The sequence below is a fragment of the Ralstonia pickettii genome (assembly GCF_030582395.1).
GTDB classification, from domain to species: Bacteria; Pseudomonadota; Gammaproteobacteria; order Burkholderiales; family Burkholderiaceae; genus Ralstonia; species Ralstonia pickettii_D.
Map to the genome: position 1 here is coordinate 3462047 of NZ_CP104381.1, position 24433 is coordinate 3486479.

Annotated in this window: 19 protein-coding genes and 3 pseudogenes; 7 read left to right on the forward strand and 15 right to left on the reverse strand. The window is 64.6% G+C overall.

Annotated features, from left to right (window positions below):
- Positions 1–17 precede the first annotated feature (17 nt).
- The 3 genes from N5B55_RS16670 to N5B55_RS16680 all read right to left on the reverse strand — a co-directional run bounded on the left by N5B55_RS16670 (position 18) and on the right by N5B55_RS16680 (position 4161).
- Complete coding sequence (locus N5B55_RS16670; RefSeq protein WP_304538729.1) at positions 18–479, reverse strand: DUF3617 domain-containing protein; 462 nt, start codon at positions 477–479, stop codon at positions 18–20.
- Between the two features lie 110 nt (positions 480–589).
- Complete coding sequence (locus N5B55_RS16675) at positions 590–1432, reverse strand: winged helix-turn-helix domain-containing protein (protein WP_065860104.1); 843 nt, start codon at positions 1430–1432, stop codon at positions 590–592.
- 860 nt (positions 1433–2292) lie between these two features.
- Positions 2293–4161 carry a phosphoenolpyruvate carboxykinase (GTP) gene (locus N5B55_RS16680; protein WP_304538730.1) on the reverse strand — a complete coding sequence of 623 codons (1869 nt, stop codon included), beginning with the start codon at positions 4159–4161 and terminating at the stop codon, positions 2293–2295.
- Positions 4162–4587: 426 nt separating this feature from the next.
- Here N5B55_RS16680 and N5B55_RS16685 point away from each other — a divergent pair, with 426 nt between their 5' ends.
- Complete coding sequence (locus N5B55_RS16685; protein ID WP_065860295.1) at positions 4588–5616, forward strand: D-2-hydroxyacid dehydrogenase family protein; 1029 nt, start codon at positions 4588–4590, stop codon at positions 5614–5616.
- Positions 5617–5647: 31 nt separating this feature from the next.
- On the opposite strand, the gene N5B55_RS16690 is transcribed toward N5B55_RS16685, so the two are convergent.
- From N5B55_RS16690 to N5B55_RS16705, 4 genes are all read right to left on the reverse strand, one after another.
- Positions 5648–6538, reverse strand: coding sequence for a DODA-type extradiol aromatic ring-opening family dioxygenase (locus N5B55_RS16690; protein ID WP_304538731.1), 891 nt, complete (start codon positions 6536–6538; stop codon positions 5648–5650).
- Between the two features lie 101 nt (positions 6539–6639).
- Positions 6640–8064, reverse strand: coding sequence for a dihydrolipoyl dehydrogenase family protein (locus N5B55_RS16695; protein WP_304538732.1), 1425 nt, complete (start codon positions 8062–8064; stop codon positions 6640–6642).
- A gap of 109 nt (positions 8065–8173) precedes the next feature.
- Positions 8174–9067 carry a patatin-like phospholipase family protein gene (locus tag N5B55_RS16700; protein ID WP_304538733.1) on the reverse strand — a complete coding sequence of 298 codons (894 nt, stop codon included), beginning with the start codon at positions 9065–9067 and terminating at the stop codon, positions 8174–8176.
- Positions 9064–9735 carry a TetR family transcriptional regulator gene (locus tag N5B55_RS16705; protein WP_304538734.1) on the reverse strand — a complete coding sequence of 224 codons (672 nt, stop codon included), beginning with the start codon at positions 9733–9735 and terminating at the stop codon, positions 9064–9066. The genes N5B55_RS16700 and N5B55_RS16705 overlap by 4 nt, the downstream gene beginning before the upstream one ends.
- 566 nt (positions 9736–10301) lie before the next feature.
- On the opposite strand from N5B55_RS16705, the gene N5B55_RS16710 reads away from it, so the two are divergent.
- From N5B55_RS16710 to N5B55_RS16720, 3 genes are read left to right on the forward strand one after another with little or no spacing between them, the layout of a single operon-like run.
- Complete coding sequence (locus N5B55_RS16710; RefSeq protein ID WP_304538735.1) at positions 10302–11573, forward strand: efflux RND transporter periplasmic adaptor subunit; 1272 nt, start codon at positions 10302–10304, stop codon at positions 11571–11573.
- A gap of 15 nt (positions 11574–11588) precedes the next feature.
- Complete coding sequence (locus N5B55_RS16715) at positions 11589–14741, forward strand: efflux RND transporter permease subunit (protein ID WP_154207825.1); 3153 nt, start codon at positions 11589–11591, stop codon at positions 14739–14741.
- Between the two features lie 2 nt (positions 14742–14743).
- Positions 14744–16288, forward strand: coding sequence for an efflux transporter outer membrane subunit (locus N5B55_RS16720; protein WP_178961128.1), 1545 nt, complete (start codon positions 14744–14746; stop codon positions 16286–16288).
- A gap of 33 nt (positions 16289–16321) precedes the next feature.
- On the opposite strand, the gene N5B55_RS16725 is transcribed toward N5B55_RS16720, so the two are convergent.
- The gene (locus N5B55_RS16725; RefSeq protein ID WP_304538736.1) at positions 16322–17413 is read right to left on the reverse strand and encodes a DNA topoisomerase IB; all 1092 of its coding nucleotides are present in this window, start codon (positions 17411–17413) and stop codon (positions 16322–16324) included.
- Between the two features lie 247 nt (positions 17414–17660).
- Between N5B55_RS16725 and rpsU the strand changes: the two genes are divergently transcribed.
- Both rpsU and N5B55_RS16735 read left to right on the forward strand, forming a co-directional pair.
- On the forward strand, positions 17661–17873 hold the full coding sequence (gene rpsU / locus N5B55_RS16730; RefSeq protein ID WP_003262970.1) for a 30S ribosomal protein S21: 213 nt from the start codon (positions 17661–17663) through the stop codon (positions 17871–17873).
- Between the two features lie 338 nt (positions 17874–18211).
- Positions 18212–18463, forward strand: coding sequence for a hypothetical protein (locus tag N5B55_RS16735; protein ID WP_304538740.1), 252 nt, complete (start codon positions 18212–18214; stop codon positions 18461–18463).
- Between the two features lie 22 nt (positions 18464–18485).
- On the opposite strand, the pseudogene N5B55_RS16740 reads toward N5B55_RS16735, so the two are convergent.
- The 3 genes and pseudogenes from N5B55_RS16740 to mnmE all read right to left on the reverse strand — a co-directional run.
- Positions 18486–18803 (reverse strand): annotated as a pseudogene (locus N5B55_RS16740) (low molecular weight protein tyrosine phosphatase family protein); the annotation flags it as partial.
- A 4-nt stretch (positions 18804–18807) separates the two neighbouring features.
- Positions 18808–19197 (reverse strand): NUDIX hydrolase, encoded by a 390-nt coding sequence (locus tag N5B55_RS16745; RefSeq protein ID WP_154207828.1) that lies wholly within the window; start codon positions 19195–19197, stop codon positions 18808–18810.
- 7 nt (positions 19198–19204) lie between these two features.
- Complete coding sequence (mnmE, locus tag N5B55_RS16750; RefSeq protein ID WP_304538741.1) at positions 19205–20650, reverse strand: tRNA uridine-5-carboxymethylaminomethyl(34) synthesis GTPase MnmE; 1446 nt, start codon at positions 20648–20650, stop codon at positions 19205–19207.
- A gap of 62 nt (positions 20651–20712) precedes the next feature.
- Between mnmE and N5B55_RS16755 the strand changes: the two are divergent.
- A pseudogene (locus N5B55_RS16755) lies at positions 20713–21168 on the forward strand (VOC family protein).
- A 12-nt stretch (positions 21169–21180) separates the two neighbouring features.
- Here the strand turns inward: N5B55_RS16755 and yidC are convergent.
- From yidC to rpmH, 4 genes and pseudogenes are all read right to left on the reverse strand, one after another.
- Positions 21181–22845: a membrane protein insertase YidC gene (gene yidC / locus N5B55_RS16760; protein WP_304538742.1), complete on the reverse strand. Its 1665-nt coding sequence runs from the start codon at positions 22843–22845 to the stop codon at positions 21181–21183.
- A gap of 147 nt (positions 22846–22992) precedes the next feature.
- Positions 22993–23289: pseudogene (yidD, locus tag N5B55_RS16765) on the reverse strand (membrane protein insertion efficiency factor YidD); the annotation flags it as partial.
- Positions 23286–23708, reverse strand: a complete 423-nt coding sequence (gene rnpA, locus N5B55_RS16770) for a ribonuclease P protein component (protein ID WP_178959091.1) — start codon at positions 23706–23708, stop codon at positions 23286–23288. The pseudogene yidD and the gene rnpA, both read right to left, overlap by 4 nt.
- Positions 23709–23769: 61 nt before the next feature.
- A complete protein-coding gene (rpmH, locus tag N5B55_RS16775; RefSeq protein WP_003262958.1) occupies positions 23770–23904 on the reverse strand; it encodes a 50S ribosomal protein L34 in 135 nt (44 codons plus the stop codon).
- Positions 23905–24433 lie beyond the last annotated feature (529 nt).

The following is a 24433-nucleotide window of genomic DNA, read 5'->3' on the forward strand; positions in this document are numbered from 1 at the left end:
TTTTGGGGCGGCGTCGCTTAGGACTTGCAGGCGCCGATGTAGCGGCCCTGGTAGTGGATGCCGCTCTTCATTGGCCCGAACTGCGGATGCTGGTACTGACCACTGCCGCTGATGTTGTACGACGTCGGCGTCAGCGGCCCGCTGGCTTCCAGCACGCCCCTGCCGCCCTGCGGGTCTTCGCACGACAGCGTGACCTTGAGCGTGCCCAGCGTGTAGTTCCAGCGCGTGAGCTTGCAGCCTTGCTGATCACGGCGGATGGAACGCTCGAACATGGCGCGCACGTCGCTGGCGTCGTTGGCGCTCAGGCAGCCGCGTTCAGGGCGGCTCGGCACTTGGCGGCCTTGCGCGTCAAAGTGCGGCAACGGCTTGCCGTTCAGCGTCGCGCTCGTCGTGCTTTCCCACAAACCTGGCGTGACTTCCTGCGCGTGCGCGCCCAGCGTCAGTCCAGCCAGCAGTACACCGCTGTGCCACAGCTTCATATTGAATTCCTAGATGGTGTGAGATGACGCACCGCCCCATCGCGGCCCGGCACGAGCGGCGATGGGGTCGGCAGTCAGGGATGTGCGATACGCGGCGTATCGATCTGGGCTCAGACGCCCAGGCGCACCGGTTCCTTGGCCAGCGAACGCGACGTCGGCATGTGGCCGTACGACGGCAGTTCGGTCTTGCGGGTCGCGGCTTCGAGCTGCAGGCCGATCGCGTCGGCAGCATGCATGGCTGTTGCGGCGCCGGTGCCGACCACGAGACGATAGCCGCCGCCGCGCACGGTCTGGATCAGGCCATCGCACGGCGTGCCGGCCAGCGCGACACGCAGCTTACGCACGTGCACATCGACCGTGCGCTCACCCACGAAGACATGGTTGCCCCACACGCGGTCCAGCAGCTGCGTGCGCGAATGCACGCGTTGCGGATGCGCGACGAGAAAGTGCAGGAGGCGGAATTCCAGCGGGCTGAGCGGAATGGCGCGGGGGCCGGTTTCGGTTTGCGCAGTCACACCCAGCGTGAGCGGATCAAGGCGCAGGCCGTTGACCTGCAGGATGTCGTCGCCATGCTGGTGCGGCGCGCGGCGGCGCAGCACAGCGCGAATGCGGGCATGCAACTCGCCCGCGTCGCACGGCTTGACGACGTAGTCGTCGGCACCGGCGTCAAGCGCCGCAATCTTGGCGCGCGCATCGCCATGACGGGACAGCACAATGACCGGCAGGCCGCGCGTCTGCATGTTGGCGCGCAACGCCAGCAGCATGTCGATCGACTCGCGCTCGGGCCACGTCCACTCCATCAGGAGCAGCTCCGGCATGGCGGCCAGTATCGCCGCCTGCGCCTGGCCCGGATGGCTGACCCGTTGCACATCGTGTCCACCATCACGCAGGGAAAACGACAGACGCTCCCCCTCTGCCTGGTCGTGTTCGACCAGCAAGATCTGAATACCCACTTTGTAATACCTCCCGTCTAACCAGCCGACACACTCCGGCGAGCAGCCTCGCGGCTGCGCTCTGCTGTCTGCGGTGCGCGTTGTTATGAGTGCCATGCGGGCAATTGCGCCTGTGCTCGCATGTCTTTTCTTGCGGGCGCTGTTGCCTGGCCGTCGGCCTTGCGCGGATCGTCATGCTGCTGTTCCCGTCGACGATCGCCAGCGGAGCCTCCTGGGTGGTGTCCAGGGTGGTCCTGAGAAAGGTCTACAAGCCCCTCGGTGCCAGTCGCAGCGTGCCGGACCATGCAATCGTTTGCACAGTGTGCGGTATCGCTACGCGCAATCCGAGCCAGCGCCCCCCCGAGCGCCGGTGAAGCAGGGAATCCCCACCTCCGTTGGCATAAGGCTTGTTCGCCCTTTCCCGTTTCCTCTAGTCATGAACCCCCCCTCTGGCTCAGAGAGAAGGGATTCCGTTTTGCCGGATTATAAGAATCCCGTAGGCATTCGTCACGCACGAATTTTAAAATTTGGAAATTCATTGAAGGCGCCACGAACTGGAATGCCAAGATTGACATGCACTGTTCATAAAGCTATGCCAGGCAACGTTCTTCGCTGATCCCATGCACTGAATGATTCAGTTGGGGCATAAATGCAGGACAATTATGCTCGCCTCGGCATAATGGTCATTATCATGTGTGCATCACTATTTTTTACAACACAATTCAATTGGCTAAAAATCAATTGAACTGTTTTGTTGGCGGGGGTAATTCGCCCGATTTAAATCTTTAGGATTACTGCTCGTTGTTTAGGCAGCGTCCGCAGTGGGGCGAAAAAAAAGCCCGCAAGCTGCGGGCTTCTTGATGTCGACTGCGAGGCCGCGCTCAGCCACCGAGTCGCTCTTCCAAGCGGGTCTTGGCGTCAGGCAGCGCTTGCGGCAGGCCGTGCGCCAGTTTCGTGAACAGCTCGTCGTGCAATGCCAGCTCTTCCTTCCAGGCCGCTGCATCCAGCGAGATCACCTTGGCGAACTGCTCGGCCGTGAAGTCCAGGCCATCCCAGCTCAGTTCTTCGTAGCGCGGCGACACGCCGAAGACGTGCTCATCGCCCTGCGCCCGGCCTTCGATGCGATCGACCATCCACTTGAGCACGCGCATGTTCTCGCCGAAGCCCGGCCACACGAACTTGCCGTTTTCGTCCTTGCGGAACCAGTTCACGCAGAAGATCTTCGGCAGCGTGGCGCCGCTCTCGGCAAGCTTCTCGCCGAGATTGAGCCAGTGCGCGAAATAGTCGGCCATGTTATAGCCGCAGAACGGCAGCATGGCGAACGGGTCGCGACGCACCACGCCTTGCTGGCCGGCGGCGGCGGCGGTGGTTTCCGAGCCCATCGTCGCGGCCATGTACACGCCTTCCGTCCAGTCGCGCGCTTCGGTCACGAGCGGCACGGTGGTCGAGCGGCGGCCACCGAAGATGAACGCATCAATGGGTACGCCGGCCGGGTTGTCCCACTCCGGATCGATCGACGGGCATTGCGCGGCCGGTGCGGTGAAGCGGGCGTTCGGATGCGCTGCCTTGCGGCCGGTTTCCTTGGCGGTCTCAGGCGTCCAGTCCTGGCCCTGCCAGTCGATCAGGTGCGCCGGCGGCGTGTCGGTCATGCCTTCCCACCAAACGTCGCCGTCGTCCGTGAGCGCCACGTTAGTGAAGATGACGTTCTCTTTGAGCGTGGCCATCGCGTTGAAGTTGGTCTTCTCGCTCGTGCCCGGGGCCACGCCAAAGTAGCCGGCTTCCGGGTTGATGGCGTACAGCCGCGTTTTACCGTTGGCGTCTTGGCGGGGCTTGATCCAGGCGATGTCGTCGCCGATGGTCGTCACCTTCCAGCCGTTCAGGCCTGCAGGCGGAATCAGCATCGCAAAGTTGGTCTTGCCGCAGGCAGACGGGAAGGCGGCCGCCACGTGATAGGTCTTACCTTCCGGCGACGTCACGCCCAGGATCAGCATGTGCTCGGCCAGCCAGCCCTGGTCGCGGCCCATGGTGGAGGCGATCCGCAGCGCAAAGCATTTCTTGCCCAGCAGCGCATTGCCGCCGTAGCCCGAGCCGAACGACCAGATTTCCCGCGTTTCCGGGAAATGCACGATGTACTTGGTCGGGTTGCACGGCCACGGCACGTCCTTTTCGCCGTCGGCGAGCGGCTTGCCGACGGTGTGCACGCACGGCACGAAATCGCCGTCGGTGCCCAGCACGTCGTACACCGCGCGGCCCATGCGGGTCATGATGCGCATATTGACGGCCACGTACGGGCTGTCCGACAGCTCCACGCCGATGTGTGCGATCGGCGAGCCCAGCGGGCCCATCGAGAACGGCACCACGTACAGCGTGCGGCCGCGCATGCTGCCGTCAAACAGGCCGTTCAGCGTCTGGCGCATCTCGGCCGGGGCCGTCCAGTTGTTGGTGGGGCCGGCGTCTTCCTTCTTCTGCGAGCAGATGAAGGTGCGGTCTTCAACGCGCGCCACGTCCGACGGGTCCGACAGCGCCAGGTACGAGTTCTTGCGCTTGGCCGGATTGAGCTGCTTCATCGTGCCGGCGGCCACCATTTCGGCGCACAGGCGGTCGTATTCCTCTTGCGAACCATCGCACCAGACGATGCGCTCCGGCTTGGTGAGCGCCGCCACCTCGCCCACCCACGCGATCAGGCGCGGGTGTTTCACGTAATCGGGCACGTTCAATGCGGGCACGCCCTGCATCACGGGTTGATTCATGACCAAAACTCCAATGGAAGTGAGAAAGAAATCGGTGTCGGATCAGCACGGCGGCCGCGCCCAGCGGCGGGGTGGAAAGCGATCGACGGCGCATCGGAAGCGAGCTGGATCAGCGGTTTCCAGAGGGAGAGATGAGGCAGGCGGAGGGACGGGAGCCGTGCTGATTTCACATTCAGTTACAAAGCGGTGCACTGACGGAAGGTGGGTTTTTCCGGGCAGCGAGGGCCGCGTGCGCTAAAGTGGCGGGACCGAGGTCAACAGACCCTAGAACAAGGACTCGTCACCAGCGGGGCTGCGCAAATTGCGTGCCCGCGGCGGGCAATTCCAAACGTCGACACGGATTGTCGTGCGACGAGGGATGGGAAGAATACCACCGCGAGGGATCGCTGTTTTTTGCTGCGCACCATTGTTCGAAGTGAGATGTCGATGAAGATTGCCGTACTGGACGACTACCAAGACGCTGTTCGCAAGCTGGATTGCTTCAGCCTGCTGCAAGACCACGAAGTCAAAGTGTTCAACAACACCGTCAAGGGTGTGGGGCAATTGGCCGCACGCGTGGCGGATGTTGAAGCCATCGTGCTCATCCGCGAGCGCACGCGCGTGACGCGTCAGTTGCTTGATCGCCTGCCCAAACTCAAGATCATCAGCCAGACGGGCCGCGTATCGCGCGATTCTGGCAGCCATATCGATCTGGACGCCTGTACCGACAAGGGTGTGGTCGTGCTGGAAGGCAAGGGTTCGCCGGTGGCGCCTGCCGAGTTGACGTGGGCGCTGGTGATGGCCGCGCAGCGTCGTATTCCGCAATACGTGGCGAGCCTCAAGCACGGCGCGTGGCAGCAGTCGGGGCTGAAATCCACCACGATGCCGCCCAACTTTGGCATCGGCCGGGTCCTGAAGGGCCAGACGCTGGGCATCTTCGGCTACGGCAAGATCGGCCAGCTCGTGGCCGGTTACGGCCGTGCTTTCGGCATGAATGTGCTGGTGTGGGGTCGCGAGGGCTCGCAGGAACGGGCGCGCGCCGACGGCTTTGCCGTGGCGGAATCGAAAGACGCCCTGTTTGAGCAGTCCGATGTGCTGTCAGTCCACCTGCGCCTGAACGACGAAACGCGCGGCATCGTGACGGTGGCCGACCTCACCCGCATGAAGCCGACCGCCCTCTTCGTCAATACGAGCCGCGCCGAGCTGGTGGAAGAAAACGGCCTCGTGACCTCGCTCAACCGCGGGCGACCGGGGATGGCCGCCATCGACGTGTTCGAAACGGAGCCCATCCTGCAGGGCCACACCCTGCTGCGCATGGAGAACTGCATCTGCACGCCGCACATCGGCTACGTCGAACGCGAAGGTTACGAGCTGTACTTCAGCGTCGCGTTCCAGAACATCCTCGATGTCCTGCAGGGCAACGTCGACAGCGTGGTCAACCCGACGGCGCTGGCGCCGGCGCTGATCCGCGCATAACGCCAGTCGTTTTGCCCGTCGCTTCCGTCAATCAAGCGGCGGCGCGTAGCTGCGGCTGATTGGCGCCCGCGCCGTCGAAGCGGAAGCTGTCCATGGCCAGCGATCCGTACGTCACCGTGTCGACCACGTGCTGGGCCTGCACGCCGCCCGGCGTGGCTTGGCCTGGCTGTCCCATTGCCGCGCCCAGCGCCACGTACAGCGGCATCAGGTGTTCGTCGGTCGGGTGGGCGTGGGCGGCATGCGGGGCTTGCGCGCGGTAATCGCAGAAGCGGGTGAAATCGCCGCTTCGGATGCCGTCGGTCATCGTTTCGATCATCCATTCGCGGAAGGCCGTCACCCACGGCTCGACCGGCACGCCATGCTGCGCCATGCCCGGGCCGCGCATCAGCGCGCGCAGGTTGTGCGTGAAGCTGCCCGAGCCAACGATCAAAACGCCCTCGTCGCGCAGCGGCGCGAGCGTACGCCCCATCGCCATCTGGCAGGCGGGCGACAGGCCGGGCATCAACGACACCTGCACCACCGGGATCCTCGCCTCCGGAAACATCAGCATCAGCGGCACCCATGCGCCGTGATCCAGCGGCTGGCGGGGGTCCAGCACGGTGGAGGCCTGTTCTTCCAGCCCGGGGACGATGTTGCCGTCGATCAGCGTGCGGATGCGTTCAGCCAGGTCGGGCGCGCCCGGCGGCGCGTATTCCAGGGCGTAGAGCTGCGGCGGGAAGCCGCCGAAGTCGTGCCAGGCTTCCTGCTGGGCGCGAGCGGTGACGGCGGGCCGGCGCGTCATCCAATGCGGTGAAACCACGACGATGGCGCGGGGCTTGAGGGCTGTCATCTCTTGCCCGAGCGCCGCCAGCATCTTGCCGACGGGGCCGGGATCGGCCGCCAGCATGGGCGAGCCATGGGACAAATAAAGCACGGGGAGCATGTCAAATTTCCTGAAGAATATGTCTGCCATTCTGCGCCGACGCCGCGCCAGTAACGTGCGTCGATTTGCAGGGCGGGATCAGGAAAATTGAACGAGTGCGCTTACATGCTCAGCAATTCCTCCGCCACGGTCGGGTGCAGCCCCACGGTGGACTGCAGATGCTTGAGCCGCACGCCCATGCGTACGGCCACCGCAAGCGCCTGAATGATCTCCGGCGCCGCGTTGTCGACGATGTGCGCGCCCAGAATGCGGCCGCTGCGCGCGTTGCATACCAGCTTGATCAGCGACTCCATTCCCGAGCCCGCGAAACGCTGCTCCAGCGAGACAAAGCGCCGGACCACCACGTCGATGCGGTCTGCCAGCGCGCGCTTATCGGTGTCCGGCCCGCGTTTGCCCAGTTCAGGCCAGCGCGTGCGCGCGTCGGCCTCGGTCAGGCCCACGCTGGCGATCGCCGGATCGCAGAACACGGCCATGGGCACGCTGTTCATGTCGGGCAGCTTGATGCCTTTGCCGAACAGGCGTTCAGCCACGTAGCGGCCCTGCGCGGCGGCCACGGGCGTCAATTGCAGCGGGCTGCCGCCGCAGACGTCGCCCACGGCATGCACGCCGCGGGCGCGCGTGCGGAAATGGCGATCAACCGCAATGCGCCCATGCGCATCGAGCGTGACTCCAGCGGCGTCCAGGCCCAGGCCAGCGATGTTCGGCGCGCGGCCGATGGCGCTCAACACACGCTCGGCACGCAGCACGCGCGGAACGTCGCTGCCTTCGGTGCTTGCATAGACGGCCACACCGCTGCCGTTCACGGCATCGCGTTCGACGCGGACCACGTCGGCGTTCAAGATCAGCTCCACGCCGCAGCCGGCCAGCGACTGCGCAGCGGCCTCGGCCACTGTGGCATCAAATTCAGGCAGCACGCGGGCATCGCGCGTCAGCACGCTGACCCGCACGCCGAAGCGCGCCAGCGTCGAGGCCATTTCCACCGCGATGACGCCGCCGCCCGCGATGATGAGCGATGCGGGCAGCGTGTCCCAGCCGAATACGTCGTCGGAGGTGCAGGCCAGTTCCGCGCCGGGGACGGGGAGCGGCGTGGGGTGGGCGCCGGTGGCCAGCACGATCTGGCGAGCACGCAGCGTGGTCTTACCGGACTCGGTCTGCAGGCGGACGATGCCGCGGCCGCGCAACGAGGCCATGCCGCTCAGCCATTGCAAGCCGGCATCGGCCAGGTGCGCGTAATGCGCTTCGTGCAGCCGCGCGACTTCGGCGCGTGTGCGGGCGATGGCATCGGCCCAGGCATCCCGGGCGTGCGCCGCCCGCAAGCACCGAACCATCGTCTGCGACCAGGCGGCGCCGTAGCCGAGCAGTTTCTTGGGTACGCACCCGCGGTTGACGCAGGTGCCGCCCACTTGCGCGCGGTCGATCAGCAGCGTGCGCGCGCCCAATTGCGCAGATCGGCGCGCAGCCGCGAGCCCGGCCGAACCGGCGCCGATCACGATCAGGTCAAACGCATGTGCAGGGTTTGCGGCCATGAAGTGTCCGTCGGAGATGCATCGGCCGGACGACCCTGATGGCACGCCGGCGGGCGCGCCATGTGCAGCAAGCAGCGCGCCCGCCCCCTCGCTCTTTTGGAGGTGGTGGTTACGCAGCCACCGCCGTGGCGAACCCGCGTGGAAGTTCGCGCAGGAAGGTTTCGCCGTCATGACGGCCGAGCGCATAGGCGTCGCGCATGGCGCCGGGGCGGGTGTAATCCCAGCTCGAAATGGGGACCTTGCGCGAGGGCTGTACATAAAAGCGGCGCTGCACGCCGTCCGCCACCGGCACGTCCATGCGGAAATACATCGGCCGCGGGTACAGGCGCGTGACCAGCACCAGCGCGTCGCCCGGCGTGGCGTCCAGCGCGTGCACCGGCACATTGTCGACCATGCCGCCGTCGAGCACCGGCCGCCCGTCGCGCCGCAGTACCGGCGTGAACGGCGGGGTGGAGGCCGATTGCAGCAGCAGGTCCGCCAAGTCCTCGGGTGTGGCGCAATCCTGCGCGCGCACGATTTCCGCCGTAAAGCCGAGGCGTTTGCCCAGCGTCGGGTGCAGCGTCTTGCGAACGTGCTTTTCGATGTTGTAGGCGATAAGCCCCGCCGCCACGGCGGAGCGAGCGCCCAACCAGCGCGGAATATGCGCCACGCCGATGCGAATTTCGGGCGCCTGCGCCAGCCGTGCGAAGCGGCCTTCGCCGAACACCGTCAGCAGCGCCGTGCGATACATGCCGTAGTGCGGGAACACGCGCTCGCCGCGCAGCAGGTTGCCCCAATGGGCGTTGCGGGTGTTCTGGCGCAGGGCTTCGCCGTAGTAGTCCATCAGCTCGGCGGAATTCCATGCATGCAGCATGCACGCCGTCGACGCGCCGGCCGAGATGCCGGCAATCACGCGCGGCGCCAGGCCCAGCTCAGGCTGCACGACGTCCCACCAGCCGGCCTGCCACCAGCAGCGGTTGCCGCCGCCGGCAAAGACCATCTGATCGAACACCGGCGCGTTCATGCCGAGGCCCCGGTGTGGGCGGCCGCTGCCGCTGCCGGCTCAAGCCGCAGCGACGGCGCATATTTGAGGGTGTCGATGCAGGCATCCAGCAGACGTTCGCGCTTGGTGGCGAGGCTGGAGGCGTCCGGATAGAAAAGGTAATCGCCCATGATGCCGTTGAACGTGGCGTGGAAATGCGCCACGGCCAGCGGGATGTCGAGGTCGGCCGGCAACTGCCCGCGCCGCGTCGCCTGCTCGATGATGCTCGTCAGATGGGCCATGCCTTCTTCAAACGATTCCTGCTGGCGCTTGAGGATGGGGCTTGTGTCTTCGACGAACTCGCACTTGTTGAACATGATCTCGAAGACCTTGCGCCAGTGCGCGTCTTCCACGAGTTGCCGCAGCAGGAAGTTGCCCACGGTGCGCAATTCGCCCAGCGGATCATCGGCCTCCACGCCCAGTGGGGTGCACATCGTCTCCATCGGCAACTTCACACGCTCGCACATGGCCGCAAACACGTCAGTCTTGTTGCGGAAGTGCCAGTAGATGGCGCCGCGCGTCACGCCCGCAGCCTGGGCGATATCCGACAGGGATGTGCGTGCCACGCCGCGCGCATAGAACACGTCTTCCGCCGCATCCAGAATGCGGTTACGTGTTTCCAGGGCTTCTTCCTTTGTTCGTCTGACCATGATCTTCCAGGGGAACGCGGGGTATCTCGTCCGGCGTTCTTTCGATTGGCTTTTGTGCAATGCACAATTTCAGGCAACGCACCATTGCGCTTCGCACAACGCGGCAGCGCGCCCGTTGGCTGACAATGCCTGTCGCGGCGCGGCATCCGCTGCAAGTTCGCTTGATCGCCGTCATTGCAGCGAACTCAGGAAAGGTGTCAACGAAGTCCCTGTCCGTTGAAGGCGACACTTACATACATACGCGAACGTATCTATAATAGCGCGCACTCCGTCACTTGCCCATCGCCGTATGCGCCACATTCATGCGGGCAGGCAGCCTGGGGCTGACTTCGAGTCAGTCGTCCCCAGGGGTGGAGACCGACTGCCGATCGCGCCTGCTTCTTAGCATTCTGGTCCGGGTTGTTGCGAGTTCGTCGCAAAGGCCATATCGCGTGCCGCCAGATACGGCTAGCATCGGACGTTTTCGTTTTGTGTTTTTTTGGTTCGCTGACGGCTTGCTGGCGTCGCACTCGTTTGCGCGGCGTTACGGCACCCGGCATTCCGCTTATCGCCACATGGGGTCATCTATGACGAACACCCGCCGTTATCACCAACTCGCTGCCGCCGCATTCATGGTGGTGGCACTTGCAGCCTGCGGTAACAAGCAGGCGCAAGGGCCGGGCGGCGCCGGCATGCCTCCGACCGAAGTCGGCGTTGTGACCGTGCAGCCGCACTCCGTTGGCTTGACCAGCGAGTTGCCGGGGCGCCTGGAGGCTACGCGTGTGGCACAGGTGCGGGCTCGGGTCGCGGGCATTGTGCTCAAGCGCACCTACGCGGAAGGCAGTGACGTAAAGGCCGGCCAGCAGTTGTTCCAGATCGATCCGGCGCAGTACCAGGCGTCGCTGGACAGTGCCAAGGCACAGCTGGCGCGTTCGGAGGCCACGCAAACGCAGGCGCAACTGAAGGCCGAGCGCTACAAGCCGCTGGTTGCCACCAACGCCATCAGCAAGCAGGACTACGACGACGCCACCGCCGCCGCCAAGCAAGCCACCGCTGACGTGGCCGCCGCCCGCGCTGCCGTGGAGACCGCCAAGTTGAACGTCGGCTATGCCAGCGTGACTTCGCCCATCTCCGGTCGTGCCGGTCTGGCGCAGGTCACCGAAGGCGCGCTGGTGGGCCAGGGCGAGGCGACGCTGCTGACCACCGTTCAGCAGATCGACCCGATCTACCTGACGTTCACGCAGTCGAGCACCGAAGTGATGCGTCTTCAGCAGGCGCTCAAGGACGGCAAGCTGGCCAAGGCCGGTGGTGACGCGGCCAAGGTGACGCTCGTGACAGAGGACGGCCGTGCCTACGCGCAAACGGGCAAGCTCTATTTCTCGGACCTGACGGTGGACCCCGCCACGGGCACGATCACGCTGCGCGCGATTGTCCCGAACGCCGACCGCACGCTGCTGCCGGGCATGTACGTGCGTGCCCGCCTGGAGCAGGCCGTGGACGAACAGGCCATCACGGTGCCGCAACAAGCGGTGACGCGCAGCCCGGACGGCGCCTCGGTCATGGTGGTTGACGAGAAGGGCGTGGCGGCGGTGCGCCAAGTCCAGGCCGACCGCTCGACCGGCACGGAATGGATCGTCTCCAGCGGCCTGAAGGCGGGCGACAAGGTGATCGTCGACGGCCTGCAGAAAGTCCGTCCGGGCGCGCCGGTCAAAGCCGTGCCGTGGCAGCCGATACCGACAGGCCAGGGCAAGGCCCCGCAAGGCCAAGGTGGCCAGGGTAGCGGCGCGGCTCCGGCACCGGCAGCCAGCGCCCCTGCTGCAAGCACTCCCGCTGCCAGCGCACCGGCAGCCAAGCAGTAAACAAGGAGCCATCGCATGGCAAAGTTTTTTATCGATCGCCCGGTCTTTGCCTGGGTGCTCGCGCTGTTCATCATCCTTGCTGGGGCGATTTCGATCACCCAGCTGCCGATCTCGCAGTACCCGACCATTGCACCGCCGTCCATCATCATCACGGCAACGTATCCGGGCGCAAACGCGAAGACGCTGGACGAATCCGTCACCAGCATCATCGAGCAGGAAATGAACGGTGCGGACGGCCTGCTCTATATGGAGTCGGTCAGCCAGGGCGGTAACGGCCAGGCGCAGATCACCGTGACGTTCAAGGCCGGTACCGATCCGGCGCTGGCGCAGGTGGACGTGCAGAACCGCTTGAAGCGCGTGGAAGCGCGTCTGCCTTCGCAGGTGACGCAGCAGGGTGTGCAGGTCGACAAGGCGCGCTCGAACTTCCTGCTGTTCGCGACGCTCGCATCCACCGACGGCAAGATGGATCCGGTGGCACTGGGCGACTACATCTCGCGCAACGTGCTGAACGAAATCAAGCGCGTGCCGGGTGTGGGTCAGGCAGTTCTGTTCGGTACGGAGCGCGCCATGCGCGTCTGGATCGATCCGGCCAAGCTGGTTGGCTACAAGCTGACCCCGACGGACGTCTACAACGCCATCCGCGCGCAGAACTCGCTGGTCTCGGCCGGTACGATCGGCGATCTGCCGTCCGTCTCCGACCAACCGCTCGCGGCGACGGTCGTGGTGGAAGGTCAGCTCACGACCACCGAGCAGTTCGGCAACATCGTGCTGGTGGCCAAGCCGGACGGTTCGCTGGTCCGCGTGAAGGACGTTGCGCGCCTGGAACTCGGCGGCCAGACCTACTCGACGTCTGCGCGGATCAACGGCCAGCCCATCTCGGCCATTGGCGTGCAGCTCTCGCCCACGGGTAACGCGCTGGGCACCGCCAAGGCCGTGAAGGCCAAGCTGGAAGAACTCTCGAAGTACTTCCCGGCCGGCGTGGAATACAAGGTGCCGTACGACACGTCCAAGTTCGTTCAGATCTCGATCGAGGAAGTGGTCAAGACGCTGTTCGAGGCCATGGTGCTCGTGTTCCTGGTGATGCTGCTGTTCCTGCAGAACATCCGCTACACGCTGGTGCCGTCGATCGTGGTGCCGATCTCGTTGCTGGGCGCGTTTGCCGTCATGAACGCGATGGGCTTCTCGATCAACGTGTTGACGATGTTCGGCCTCGTGCTGGCGATCGGTATTCTCGTTGACGATGCCATCGTGGTGGTTGAAAACGTCGAGCGGATCATGGCCGAAGAAGGCCTGCCCCCGCGCGAAGCGACGCGCAAGGCCATGGGCCAGATCACGGGCGCCATCATCGGTATTACGCTGGTGCTGATGGCCGTGTTCATCCCGATGGCGTTCTTCTCGGGCTCGGTGGGGGCGATCTATCGCCAATTCTCGCTGTCGATGGTGTCGTCGATCTTCTTCTCGGCACTCATGGCGCTGACGCTCACGCCGGCACTGTGCTCGACGCTGCTCAAGCCGATCGAGAAAGGCTCGCACCACGAGAAGAAGGGCTTTTTCGGCTGGTTCAACCGCATGTTCAGCACCACCACGAACCGCTATCAAAGCTTCGTGGAGCGCATGCTGAAGAAGACCTTCCGCTACATGGTGATCTACGTTGCGCTGATTGCCGCGGTGGTGTTCCTGTTCCTGCGCCTGCCGTCTTCGTTCCTGCCGACCGAAGACCAGGGCTACATCGTGACCAACATCCAGCTGCCGCCGGGCGCATCGGCCAACCGCACGCTGGAAGTGATCAAGCAGGTCGAGAACTACTACAAGCAGGAAAAGGCGGTCGAGAACATCGTGGCTGTCCAGGGTTTCAGCTTCTCGGGCAACGGGCCGAACGCCGGTATCGTGTTCACCCCGTTTAAAGACTGGAGCGAGCGCAAGGGCAAGGACCAAACCGCCGATGCCGTGGTCGGCCGGGCCTTCGGTGCGCTGTTCGGTGGCATTCGCGATGCGATCGTCTTTCCGCTGAATCCGCCGCCGATTCCGGAACTGGGTAACGCAACCGGCTTTACGTTCCGTCTGCAGGACCGCGCGGGCCTCGGCCACGACGCGCTGATGGCAGCCCGCAATCAGCTGTTGGGGATGGCGGCGCAAAGCAAGGTCATCACCGGCATGCGCCCGGAAGGTCTGGAAGATTCGCCGCAGTACCAGGTGGATATCGACCGCGAGAAGGCCAATGCGCTGGGTGTCTCGTTCACCGACATCAACGCCGTGCTGTCGACGGCGCTGGGCTCGGCATACGCCAACGACTTCCCGAACTATGGTCGTCAGCAGCGTGTGATCGTGCAGGCGGACAAGATCAACCGCATGCAGCCCGAAGACATCATGAACCTGTACGTGCGCAACGGTCAGGGCAACATGGTCCCGATGTCGACGTTCGCCAAGGGCCATTGGATCGTCGGCCCGGTGCAGCTCGTGCGCTACAACGGCTATCCGGCTGTCCGCCTTTCGGGTGCGGCCGCGCCGGGTGCCAGCTCGGGTGACGCCATGGCCGAGATGGAACGCCTCGCTGCCAGACTGCCGGCCGGTATCGGCTACGAGTGGACGGGCCAGTCGCTGCAGGAAAAGGCCTCGGGCTCGCAGGCGCCGGCGCTGTATGCGCTGTCGCTGCTGGCTGTGTTCCTGGTGCTGGCGGCGCTGTACGAAAGCTGGTCGATCCCGGCGGCGGTGATTCTGGTGGTGCCGCTGGGCGTGCTCGGCGCACTGCTGGGGGTGACGCTGCGCGCGATGCCGGATGACGTGTACTTCAAGGTCGGCCTGATTGCGGTGGTGGGCTTGTCCGCCAAGAACGCAATTCTGATCATCGAGTTTGCGAAGGACTTGCAGGCGCAAGGCAAGGGCCTCATCGAGGCGACGCTGGAAGCCGTACACCTGCGGTTCCGCCCGATCATCATGACGTCGTTCGCGTTCATCCTGGGTGTGCTGCCGCTGGCGATTGCCACGGGCGCCAGCTCCGCCAGCCAACGCGCCATCGGTACCGGCGTGATGGGCGGGATGATCACCGCGACGGTGCTGGCCGTGGTGCTGGTGCCTGTGTTCTTCGTGGTGGTCCGCCGCATCTTCAAGGGCAGCGAGCGTCAACGCCGCCTGGATGCCGCGCACCGTCCGCTGGACGAGGAAATCTGAACATGCAGAAAACGATGACCTTTCGAACCCCCGCGCTGCTGCCGGCGCTCCTGCTGGCTGCCGGCGTGTTGTCCGGCTGCTCGATGGCGCCCACCTATGAGCGCCCGGATGCTCCGATAACGAGCGCGTACCCGCAGGCACCGGCCGGCTATGCCGTGCCGGCAGACTCCGCCAAGCCCGGCGAGAACGCACCCCGTGCGACCGAACTGGGCTGGCGCGAGTTCTTCCCCGATGCACGCCTGCAAAAGCTGATCGGCCTGGCGCTTGAGAACAACCGTGACCTGCGCGTGGCCATGCTCAACGTCGAGGCCGCGCGTGCGCAGTACCGCCTGCAGATCGCCGACCTGCTGCCGCCGGTCAACGCGTCCGCCACGTACACGCGCAGCCATACGCCGCCGTCGATTTCGACCACCGGCGGCGACATCTACAACAAGCAGTACCAGCTTGGCGTGGGTATCAGCAACTATCAGGTGAACCTGTTCAGCGTGGGCGACGTCACGTCGTCTGCGCGTGCAAGTTATCTGGCGACGGACGAAGGCCGGCGTGCGGCGCAGATCAGCCTGATCTCGCAGGTGGCCAAGGCTTACCTGAACGAGCGCGCCTATGCCGAGCAGCTGGACCTGGCCCAGCAGACCCTGAAGGGCCGCGAGGACTACTACAAGCTGGCCAAGCAGCGTTTTGACGTTGGTGCTTCGTCGGCGCTGGATCTGCGCCAGACCGAGACGCTGGTGGAATCGGCCCGCGTGTCAGTGGCTCAGCTCACGCGCCAGTACGCCCAGGCGACCAACGCGCTGGTGCTGCTGGTCGGGGCGCCGTTGCCGGCCGACCTGCCCGCGCCGACCACGGTGTCGTCTGAGAAGATCGTCGCAGACATTCCTCCCGGCGTGCCGTCGGAGCTGCTGGAGCAGCGCCCGGACATCCGCCAGGCCGAGCAGAGGCTGATTGCCGCCAACGCCAACATCGGTGTGGCGCGCGCCGCGTTCTTCCCGAGTATCGGGCTGACGTCCAACGTGGGCACGGCAAGCGGCGCGTTGCATGATCTGTTCAAGAGCGGGACGGGCTTTTGGTCGTTCGTGCCGAACCTGACGCTGCCGATCTTCAACTGGGGCACCAACATCTTCAACCTGGACTTGACCAAGACCAACCAGAAGATCGCGGTTGCCAACTACGAGAAGACGATCCAGACCGCGTTCCGCGAAGTGTCCGACGCCCTCGTGGCGCGCGGCACCCTGGAGGAGCAGGTGGCCGCGCAGAAGCGCTTCCGCGATGCCACGGCTGATCGCCTGACGCTCTCCGATCAGCGTTATCGCAATGGTGTGTCGAGCTTCCTCGATGTGCTCGACGCGCAACGCGATCTGTTCAGCGCCGACCAGACGCTGGTGCAGACGCGCTTGGCTCGCCTGACCAACGCCATCGATCTATACACGGCGCTGGGCGGCGGGTTGCAAGAGCGCAGCACCACCGTGGCCGCACAGCAGGCTCAGCCGACGGCCGCGCCGGGCGTTGCGCCCGCCACGCCGGATATGACGCCGCAGCAATCGAAGTAAGTCCGCGTCTGTTCGCTCCAAAGCCCGCCTTCTTCAGGCGGGCTTTTTTTCGCCTGTGCCCTTAGTGCTGGCGATGTGCTCGAGAAAGTAAAGCAAGGCCACTTCTTCGCGTCGCAGACCCTTGCGCGCGCGGGTCGGGGGCAGTGCTTCCAATTCGCCCGCCAGGAATGCGTCCACCACAGCCGGGTGTACATAGCATTTGCGGCAGACGGCCGGCGTGTTCCCGAGGCGCTGCGCCACGGCAGCAACAGCCTCCACCACCTGCCGGCGCGCCTCGGTAACGTTCGTCAACGTGCGCCCGCGCAGCAGATCCAGCGCCAGCACGCTGCCGGCCCAGGTGCGGTAGTCCTTCGCCGTGAAATCCGCCCCCGTAATCTCTTGTAAGTATGCATTCACATCCGTGGAATCAACTACCCGGCGCTCGCCCGCTTCGTCGATGTACTGGAATAACTCCTGCCCTGGAAGATCGACGCAGCGCCGGATGATGCGGGCCAGGCGCGGATCCGATACCGACACGTCGTGCTCCACGCCGCTTTTGCCACGAAACTGAAAGCGCACCGTATTGCCGTGCACCTCAACGTGGCGGTTGCGCAGTGTCGTGAGCCCATAGGAGCGGTTGTCGCGCGCATAGGCCGCGTTCCCCACGCGCACCAGCGTCACGTCCAGCAGGTAGACCACTGTCGCCAGCATCTTCTCGCGCGCCAGGCCCGGCGCCTCCAGGTGGGCGGTGATCGCCTCACGCACCCGTGGCAGCACCGCCCCGAATGCCAGCAATCGCCCGTATTTGTCGGCATCGCGAAAGGCGCGCCATTCTGCGTGATAGCGATATTGCTTGCGCCCGCGTGCGTCGCGTCCCGTCGCCTGCAGATGCCCGCCCGCATGTGGGCAGATCCAGACGTCGGTATAGGCCGGCGGGATCGCCAGCTTGTTGATACGCGCAATGATGGCCGGGTCGCGGATGCGCTGGCCGCGCGTGTCGAAATAGGCGAATTGCCCGCGTAGCCGGCGCCGGGTGTAGCCCGGGCGTGTGTCGTCCACATAGCGCAGCCGTTCGGGCAGCGCTTCGGCGAGAAGGGTGGCGCTAGTGGCAACCGGTGCGGGCGCAGACTTGGGAACGCGTTCCACGGTAGATGGCTTGGAGAGATGATCGCGTTGAGCAAGCGGCGTTCCTTCCTCGCTGCGCGCGCTGTCTGGCCGCTCATGGCGTAGCATCAAGGCCACGCCTCTGCGCAAAATGGCGGCAAGAAATGGCATTCTCGCCACAATCGGAAGTGCCTTGCATCGGTTAACGGATTCAACTACACTGCACGCCCTCTGGGCGGTATATAATCCGCTGTTTCGCCGTCCACCCGAATACTGAGCAAGGGACCCGATGACCACCATCCGTCTGAAAGAAAACGAGCCGGTCGAAGTTGCGCTGCGCCGCTTCCGCCGTGAAATCGAGCGCACTGGCCTGATCAAGGAACTGCGCGCCCGCACCGCTTACGAAAAGCCGACGACCGAGCGCAAGCGCAAGAAGGCTGCTGCCGTGTCGCGTACGCGTAAGCGCCTGCGTTCGCAAATGCTGCCGAAGAAGCTCTACTAAGATCGCGCGATTGTTTCGGTAGCACCAGCAGGGTGCTGCCGCTGGCGGCGTGAAGTCATCCGACGTCCGTTCCGCCGAGCTTGGTTCGTAGCGCCTTGTGCGTACCGGAAGCCTTTCCGGATGCAACCAACGCTCCACTCTCCGATACAGAAGCTAGAAAGATGCGGTTGATGGCCTGTGCGCCATTGTCCGCCGCTTCGGTGCGGCCTGCGCACCCTTCTCTGTTGCAAACGACTTCCGCCAGCGGTAAATGACCGGCTGGCTGTTGGCGTTTGTTCCGCCGATTCTGTGAGGGAGTACATTAGCGAGCATCTCTTGCTCGCGTTTCCCTGACTACGATGCCTAACGATTCCAACGAGTACTGGTTTCCCGCCAAGCGCTACGGCTGGGGATGGGGTTTCCCTTCGCGTTGGCAGGGCTGGATGGTGCTCGCCATCTATGCCGTATTGCTGGTGGTTGGCATCGTCGGACTGCACCCGGGGCGCACGCAGTTGGGTTTTTCGTTGTACGTCCTGGGCGTGTCAGTGCTGCTGGTGCTGGTTTGCTGGTGGAAGGGCGAGCCGCCGCGCTGGCGCTGGGGGCGTGATTGAGCGGCATGCTTTCCCATCGACCGCGTAGATGCGATGCGACTCGTTTCTCCAGCAAGGCGATGAGTTCGGGCTGCATGAACGCGTAGTTATCGGGAATATCCAGACACACGACGCGCTTGCCGCGTAGCCCCGCACCAAACCGTAGCGACAGGCGTCGCTGGTGGCTGCGTTCCATGACGAAAATCAGCTCAGCCCAGTCGAGTTGGTCGGCATCGAGTTGTACGTCTGCGTCGGGCGCTAAGCCTGCAGAATCGGTCTCCACATTTGGCCATTGGGCGAAGACCGCTTCCGCCGTTGGGCTGCGCAGCCGATTGCGGCTGCAGATGAAAAGCGCACGCATCGCGTTAAGCGGCTGCCTTCAGCGCTGCCGCTATCGACGCCCGATAGCCCTCCGGCAAATTCACCGGCAACGCATCCGGCGCAAACAGCCCGAGGCGCTTGTGCTCGTGACTGACGGTCGGCTCGAACGGGCCGACCAGCGAGCACGCATACGTGGCAATGAACACGTGCTTGCCTGGCACGACTTCAAACAGGTACGTGTCGATCAACGTGCCCACTTCCGCCTGCAGGTTCAGCTCTTCAGCGATTTCTCGGACCAGGCATTCGATGGACGTTTCGCCAAGTTCAATACGCCCGCCGGGCAGTTCCCATTCTTCCCGTTCATTGAGTAGCAGGACGACATCGCCGGTCGGTGCGCGGAGGACGCCTTTGATGGAAACCGAGTAGGCAGACATGGGGCGGTCACTTGCCGATACAGAACCGACTAAAAATCACCCCCAGCAAATCATCGCTGGAAAACGCCCCCGTAATGCTGTTCAGCGCCTCCTGCGCAAGCCGCAGCTCCTCGGCAAACAGATCCAGCGATTGCGCTTGTTGGTCTGCGTGCTCTGCGGCCGTGGCCAGATGATCGCGGGCTGTGCGCAGCGCGGCGAGATGGCGTTCGCGCGCGAGATAAAGCCCCTCGCCGCCGCCCTGCCAGCCGGCAATCTCCAGCAACGCCGCGCGCAGCAGTTCGACACCAAGGCCATCGCGCGCCGAGAGCCACACCTCGGGGGGCTCTGCATCCACGCGGTCCGGTACGGCCACGCCCGAAAGGTCGATCTTGTTGATGACGCGCAGGGTCGGCACGCCGGCGGGCACGTGCTCGGCGATGCGCGCGTCGATCGCAGCGTCTTCGGGCGAAAGGCCGTTGGCGCGATAGTCCGCCGCATCCAGCAGATGCAGCACGACATCGGCGCGGGCGATGGCGGCCCAGGTGCGCTCGATACCGATGCGCTCGACCTCGTCTTCCGTATCGCGTAAGCCTGCCGTGTCGACGATGTTCAGCGGGATGCCTTCAATCTGAATCGTCTGCTGCACCTTGTCGCGCGTGGTGCCGGCAATCGGCGTGACGATGGCAAGTTCCGCGCCGGCCAGCGCATTGAGCAACGACGACTTGCCGACATTCGGCTGCCCCGCCAGCACCACGTGCAGGCCTTCGCGCAGCAGCGCCCCCTGACGAGCCTGCGCGAGCACCCCATCGACGGCCGTGCGAATGCCGGCAAGCTGGCCCCGCGCGTCGGACGCCTCCAGGAAGTCGATCTCCTCTTCTGGAAAATCCAGCGTCGCTTCCACCAGCATGCGCAGATGGATCACGCGCTCAACCAGCGCATGCACCGCCTGCGAAAACGCACCATCGAGCGAGCGCGCCGCCGAACGTGCGGCGGCTTCGGTGCTGGCTTCAATCAGATCGGCGACGGCCTCGGCCTGCGCCAGATCCATCTTGTCGTTGAGGAAGGCGCGGCGCGTGAACTCGCCGGGCTCGGCCACGCGCAGGCCGATCTCGCGGCCGGCGGCCAGGCAGCGTTGCAGCAGCAGTTGCATTACGACCGGGCCGCCGTGGCCCTGCAGCTCCAGCACGTCTTCGCCCGTGTAGGAATGCGGCGCGGGAAACCACAGCGCGATGCCGCGATCGATTGCGTTGCCCTCGGCGTCGAGGAACGGCAGGTAGGTTGCCTGGCGTGGCGTCAGCACACGTCCGCACACGGCTTGCATGACGGCGCGCACATCAGGCCCCGATACGCGCACCACGCCAATGCCGCCTCGCCCCGGCGCGGTGGCAATCGCGGCGATGGGGATGGTGAGGATGGGCGCGCGCGGCGCGGCGGAAGCGTTCGGCAAGGCGGTGGGGTGGTCAGCGGCAGTCATGGGCGATATTGTGCGGCAGCCCAGCCGTTGCGCGCCAGCTTCCAACCAAGGAGATTCGGACGATCGATCACATCGGCGTCGTCGTCAGCGATTTCGAAGCCAGGAGGCGCTTCTATGAACAGGCGCTCGGCGCCGTTGGCCTGGCGAAGGTGCCGGAGTTTCTGGCGGCCGTAACGGACCACGCCGATGTGGCAGGTTTACGCCCGCCCGGCACGGCGGCGTTGTGAAGTTCGGCGGCGATGTCGGGGCAAGGGCCGAACAAGCCGCCGCTGCACGCGGTCTTCTGCGTCGACACGCGTGCCGACGTCGAGGCGTTCTACGCTGCGTCGATAGCCGCGGGCGGCACCGACAATGGCGCACCGGGCGTGCGTGCGCACCATCACCCGAACCACTACGGCGCTTTCGTGTGCGACCCGCATGGCCACAACATCGAGGCTGTTTGCCCCGCACGGCTCGAAGCGGTTGACGCGTTTCGGGCGGCGCAAAAAAGGGCACCCGGAAGGTGCCCTTTTTGCTGAAGCGGATTCGCCTTACTTGGCGGGTGCCGCCTTGTTGTTGGTGCCCAGCATGCGGTTGATCGACCATTGCTGCGCGATCGACAGGCAGTTGTTCACCACCCAGTACAGCACGAGGCCGGCCGGGAAGAAGAAGAACATCACCGAGAACGCGATCGGCATGAACATCATCACCTTGGCCTGCACCGGGTCCGGCGGGGTCGGGTTCAGCTTGGTCTGCACGAACATCGACACGGCCATCAGCACCGGCAGGATGTAGAACGGGTCGGGCGTGGAGAGGTCGTGCACCCAGCCGATCCAGGGCGCACCGCGCATTTCGACCGACGACAGCAGCGCCCAGTACAAAGCCATGAACACCGGAATCTGGATCACGATCGGCAGGCAGCCGCCGAGCGGATTGACCTTCTCGGTGCGGTACAGCGTCATCATTTCCTGGTTCATCTTCTGCGGATCGCCCTTGTGGCGCTCGCGGATGGCCGTCATGCGCGGCTGCAGGTCCTTCATCTTGGCCATCGAGCGGTAGCTCGTGGCCGACAGCGGGAAGAACACCAGCTTGATCAACACCGTGAGTGCAACGATCGACCAGCCCCAGTTGCCCAGCAGTGCGTGAATCTTTTCCAGCAGCCAGAACAGCGGCTTGGCGACGATGGTCAGCCAGCCATAGTCCTTCACCAGGTCCAGGCCCGGGGTGATGGCCTCAAGCATGCGCGCTTGCTGCGGGCCGGCGAACAGGCGCGCCGTGGCCGACACGCTGGCGCCCGGCGCCACGGTGCCCAGCGGCTCCTGGATGCCGATGCGGTAGAAGTTGGTGTCGACGCGGTTGACGTAGTACTCGCGCTTGACGTTGTCTGCCGGAATCCAGGCCGATGCAAAGTAGTGCTGCACCATCGCCACCCAGCCGCTGTCGGTCGGGGCCGGCACCTGTGCCTTGCCCTTGTCGATGTCGGCAAAGGTGATCTTGTGGAACTTGTCGCCGTCGGTGTACACGGCCGGGCCGGTGAACGTGCTGTAGAAGCGCGATTGCTCCACAGCGCCGCCATCGCGGGCCAGTTCCATATATAGCGTCGGGTTGATCGGCGCAGTGCCGTCGTTGGTCACGTCGAAGCGCGTGTCGATCACGTAGCTGCCGCGCTTGAAGACGTACGTCTTGGCCAGCTTGGCGCCGCCCTTGTCGGCCGTCAGCGTGATCGAGACATCGTTGCCCGTGCCCAGGTCACGCGGGCCGGCAGATGCCGTGAACACCGTCGTGTGGTTCGGGAAGTCGCCGCCGATCAGGCCCGAGCGAGCCAGATAGGTACGCTCGACGCTGCGGTCGAACAGCACCATCGGGTTGCCGTCGTGGTCTTTCTGATCGAGCAGTTCGAGCTTGGTGACGATGGCGCCAGCGGTGTCGATCGTGGCCCGCAGCAGGTCGGTCGAGATGACGATCTTCTCCGAAGCCGGTGCCTGTGAAGCCGCGCCCGTGGCCGGGGCGGTCTGCGCTCCGGAGGCTGCCGTCGTGGAGGCGTTGCTCGGCACGTCGCCTGCGGGCGTGCTGCCCGGCGCAGCGGCCGTCGTGGTGGCCGTTTGCGGTGTCGGGAAGAACATCGACTGGTGGCCATTCGCGCGTTGCCAGTTGTCGAACAGCAGGACAACCGCCAGCGAGAAGATCACCCAGAGAATGGTGCGTTTGATATCCATGTCGGATTACGGTCTGGGAAGGTGAAGCCAGCGCCGAATAACGGCTGCGCAGCCCGATCTTGAACCTGCGATGCTCGCCGTACCCTTGTACGGTTGCGCTTCTCGGTCCACCCTCGGACTGCTCGCTACGTTTTCCGGCACTGCCTGGATCGACGGCCGCGCAGGCTGGGAGTCAGCTGCGGTCGCGTCGGTCGATGCGGGATCGGTGGAGCGGGGCACAGCGTCGCCAGCGGCGGGCGGCACAGGATCATACCCGCCTTGTGCGAACGGATGGCAGCGGCATAGACGTTTTGCCGCAAGATAACTGCCGTAACCGGGCCCATGGGCGAGCACGGCATCGCGCGCGTAGTCGGAACAGGTCGGGAGAAAACGGCATTGCGCGCCCACAAACGGGCTGAACGCCACTTTGTAGATGCGCAGCAGAATCAGCAGCACGCGCGTCATGGCGTGCTCCCAACAGTGGGCTGGGACGGTGCGGCCGAAGGAGGGGCTGGCAATGGACGCGCGGCGACCTCGAACAGATGCACCAGCTCTTCGCGGCAGATGCGCTTGAAGGCCGCCACGGTGGGCACGTCTTGGCGCGGAAACTTTGCCTGCAAGCGGATCAGCACGTCGCGCCCGCCGAGCAACGGCTGCCGCAGGCGAAACAACTCGCGGCACTGACGCTTGATGAGGTTGCGCTCGACAGCGCGTTTGGCGAATTTCTTGCCGATCACCACGCCAAGGCGTGCTTGGGCAGCGCCGTTGGCGCGCACATACAGCACGAAGTGACGACTACGCCGGACCGGCCGCAAAGCAAAAACGGATGAAAACTCATCCGTTTTTGTCAGCCTTGCGGCCTTGGGGTAGGCGTGCAGGCCCATCGCCAGCGTGCCGCAAAGCCATGAGCAACGGCCGAAGCCGCCACCCTTGGCGCGGCCGTCTTTAGATGGCCAGGCGCTTACGGCCCTTGGCGCGGCGTGCGTTCAGCACAGCACGGCCACCGCGGGTCTTCATGCGGACACGGAAACCGTGGGTGCGCTTGCGACGGGTAACGGAAGGTTGATAGGTACGCTTCATGATGCACTCTCTTGTTAATGGGTGGTGCGGACATTGCCGCACGCGCCGGGCCTAGGGCTACCGCCGCGGCCTGGTGTCGATTCAGTCAGAGAAATCGCCCACGCAGACTGCCGTGCGCTATGTTGTTCAGGTCTAGGGTGTCACCGGAACATCGGGCACCGAGAGCATCGGGCCTAAGCCGGATCAGTCGCGACGAAGTGTTTTTCGCCCCGCATCTGACACGAACAAGCGTGCGCTCCCCTGCTGCGCATCGCAGAACCCGACATTTAAGCGGCATTTCCCACATCTGTCAAGCGTTGCTGACTGGGGATAACGTGCGTCCGGCGCACATAATCCACCCGGCGGCGAGTTGTCCCCATCGCCTTGTGCGGCTTGAGGTGCTCTGCGAAAAGCCTTGTCGGGACTGGGTTTGCGGCAAGTCAAGAAAATCGGTTGTCCACCGCTACTCACAGCAGGTCCACAGGTTATCCACAGACTTATCCTTTGTGGATAACTTTCGGCCGGGGGTACAATCCCGTTCCAATAACGA

Bases quoted from the DNA above. Each gene is read 5' to 3' on its own strand.
- N5B55_RS16670 (WP_304538729.1), bottom strand. From the start codon at position 479: ATGAAGCTGTGGCACAGCGGTGTACTGCTGGCTGGACTGACGCTGGGC.
- N5B55_RS16680 (WP_304538730.1), bottom strand. From the start codon at position 4,161: ATGAATCAACCCGTGATGCAGGGCGTGCCCGCATTGAACGTGCCCGAT.
- N5B55_RS16685 (WP_065860295.1), top strand. From the start codon at position 4,588: ATGAAGATTGCCGTACTGGACGACTACCAAGACGCTGTTCGCAAGCTG.
- N5B55_RS16690 (WP_304538731.1), bottom strand. From the start codon at position 6,538: ATGCTCCCCGTGCTTTATTTGTCCCATGGCTCGCCCATGCTGGCGGCC.
- N5B55_RS16695 (WP_304538732.1), bottom strand. From the start codon at position 8,064: ATGGCCGCAAACCCTGCACATGCGTTTGACCTGATCGTGATCGGCGCC.
- N5B55_RS16700 (WP_304538733.1), bottom strand. From the start codon at position 9,067: ATGAACGCGCCGGTGTTCGATCAGATGGTCTTTGCCGGCGGCGGCAAC.
- N5B55_RS16705 (WP_304538734.1), bottom strand. From the start codon at position 9,735: ATGGTCAGACGAACAAAGGAAGAAGCCCTGGAAACACGTAACCGCATT.
- N5B55_RS16710 (WP_304538735.1), top strand. From the start codon at position 10,302: ATGACGAACACCCGCCGTTATCACCAACTCGCTGCCGCCGCATTCATG.
- N5B55_RS16715 (WP_154207825.1), top strand. From the start codon at position 11,589: ATGGCAAAGTTTTTTATCGATCGCCCGGTCTTTGCCTGGGTGCTCGCG.
- N5B55_RS16720 (WP_178961128.1), top strand. From the start codon at position 14,744: ATGCAGAAAACGATGACCTTTCGAACCCCCGCGCTGCTGCCGGCGCTC.
- rpsU (WP_003262970.1), top strand. From the start codon at position 17,661: ATGACCACCATCCGTCTGAAAGAAAACGAGCCGGTCGAAGTTGCGCTG.
- N5B55_RS16735 (WP_304538740.1), top strand. From the start codon at position 18,212: ATGCCTAACGATTCCAACGAGTACTGGTTTCCCGCCAAGCGCTACGGC.
- N5B55_RS16745 (WP_154207828.1), bottom strand. From the start codon at position 19,197: ATGTCTGCCTACTCGGTTTCCATCAAAGGCGTCCTCCGCGCACCGACC.
- mnmE (WP_304538741.1), bottom strand. From the start codon at position 20,650: ATGACTGCCGCTGACCACCCCACCGCCTTGCCGAACGCTTCCGCCGCG.
- yidC (WP_304538742.1), bottom strand. From the start codon at position 22,845: ATGGATATCAAACGCACCATTCTCTGGGTGATCTTCTCGCTGGCGGTT.
- rnpA (WP_178959091.1), bottom strand. From the start codon at position 23,708: ATGGGCCTGCACGCCTACCCCAAGGCCGCAAGGCTGACAAAAACGGAT.
- rpmH (WP_003262958.1), bottom strand. From the start codon at position 23,904: ATGAAGCGTACCTATCAACCTTCCGTTACCCGTCGCAAGCGCACCCAC.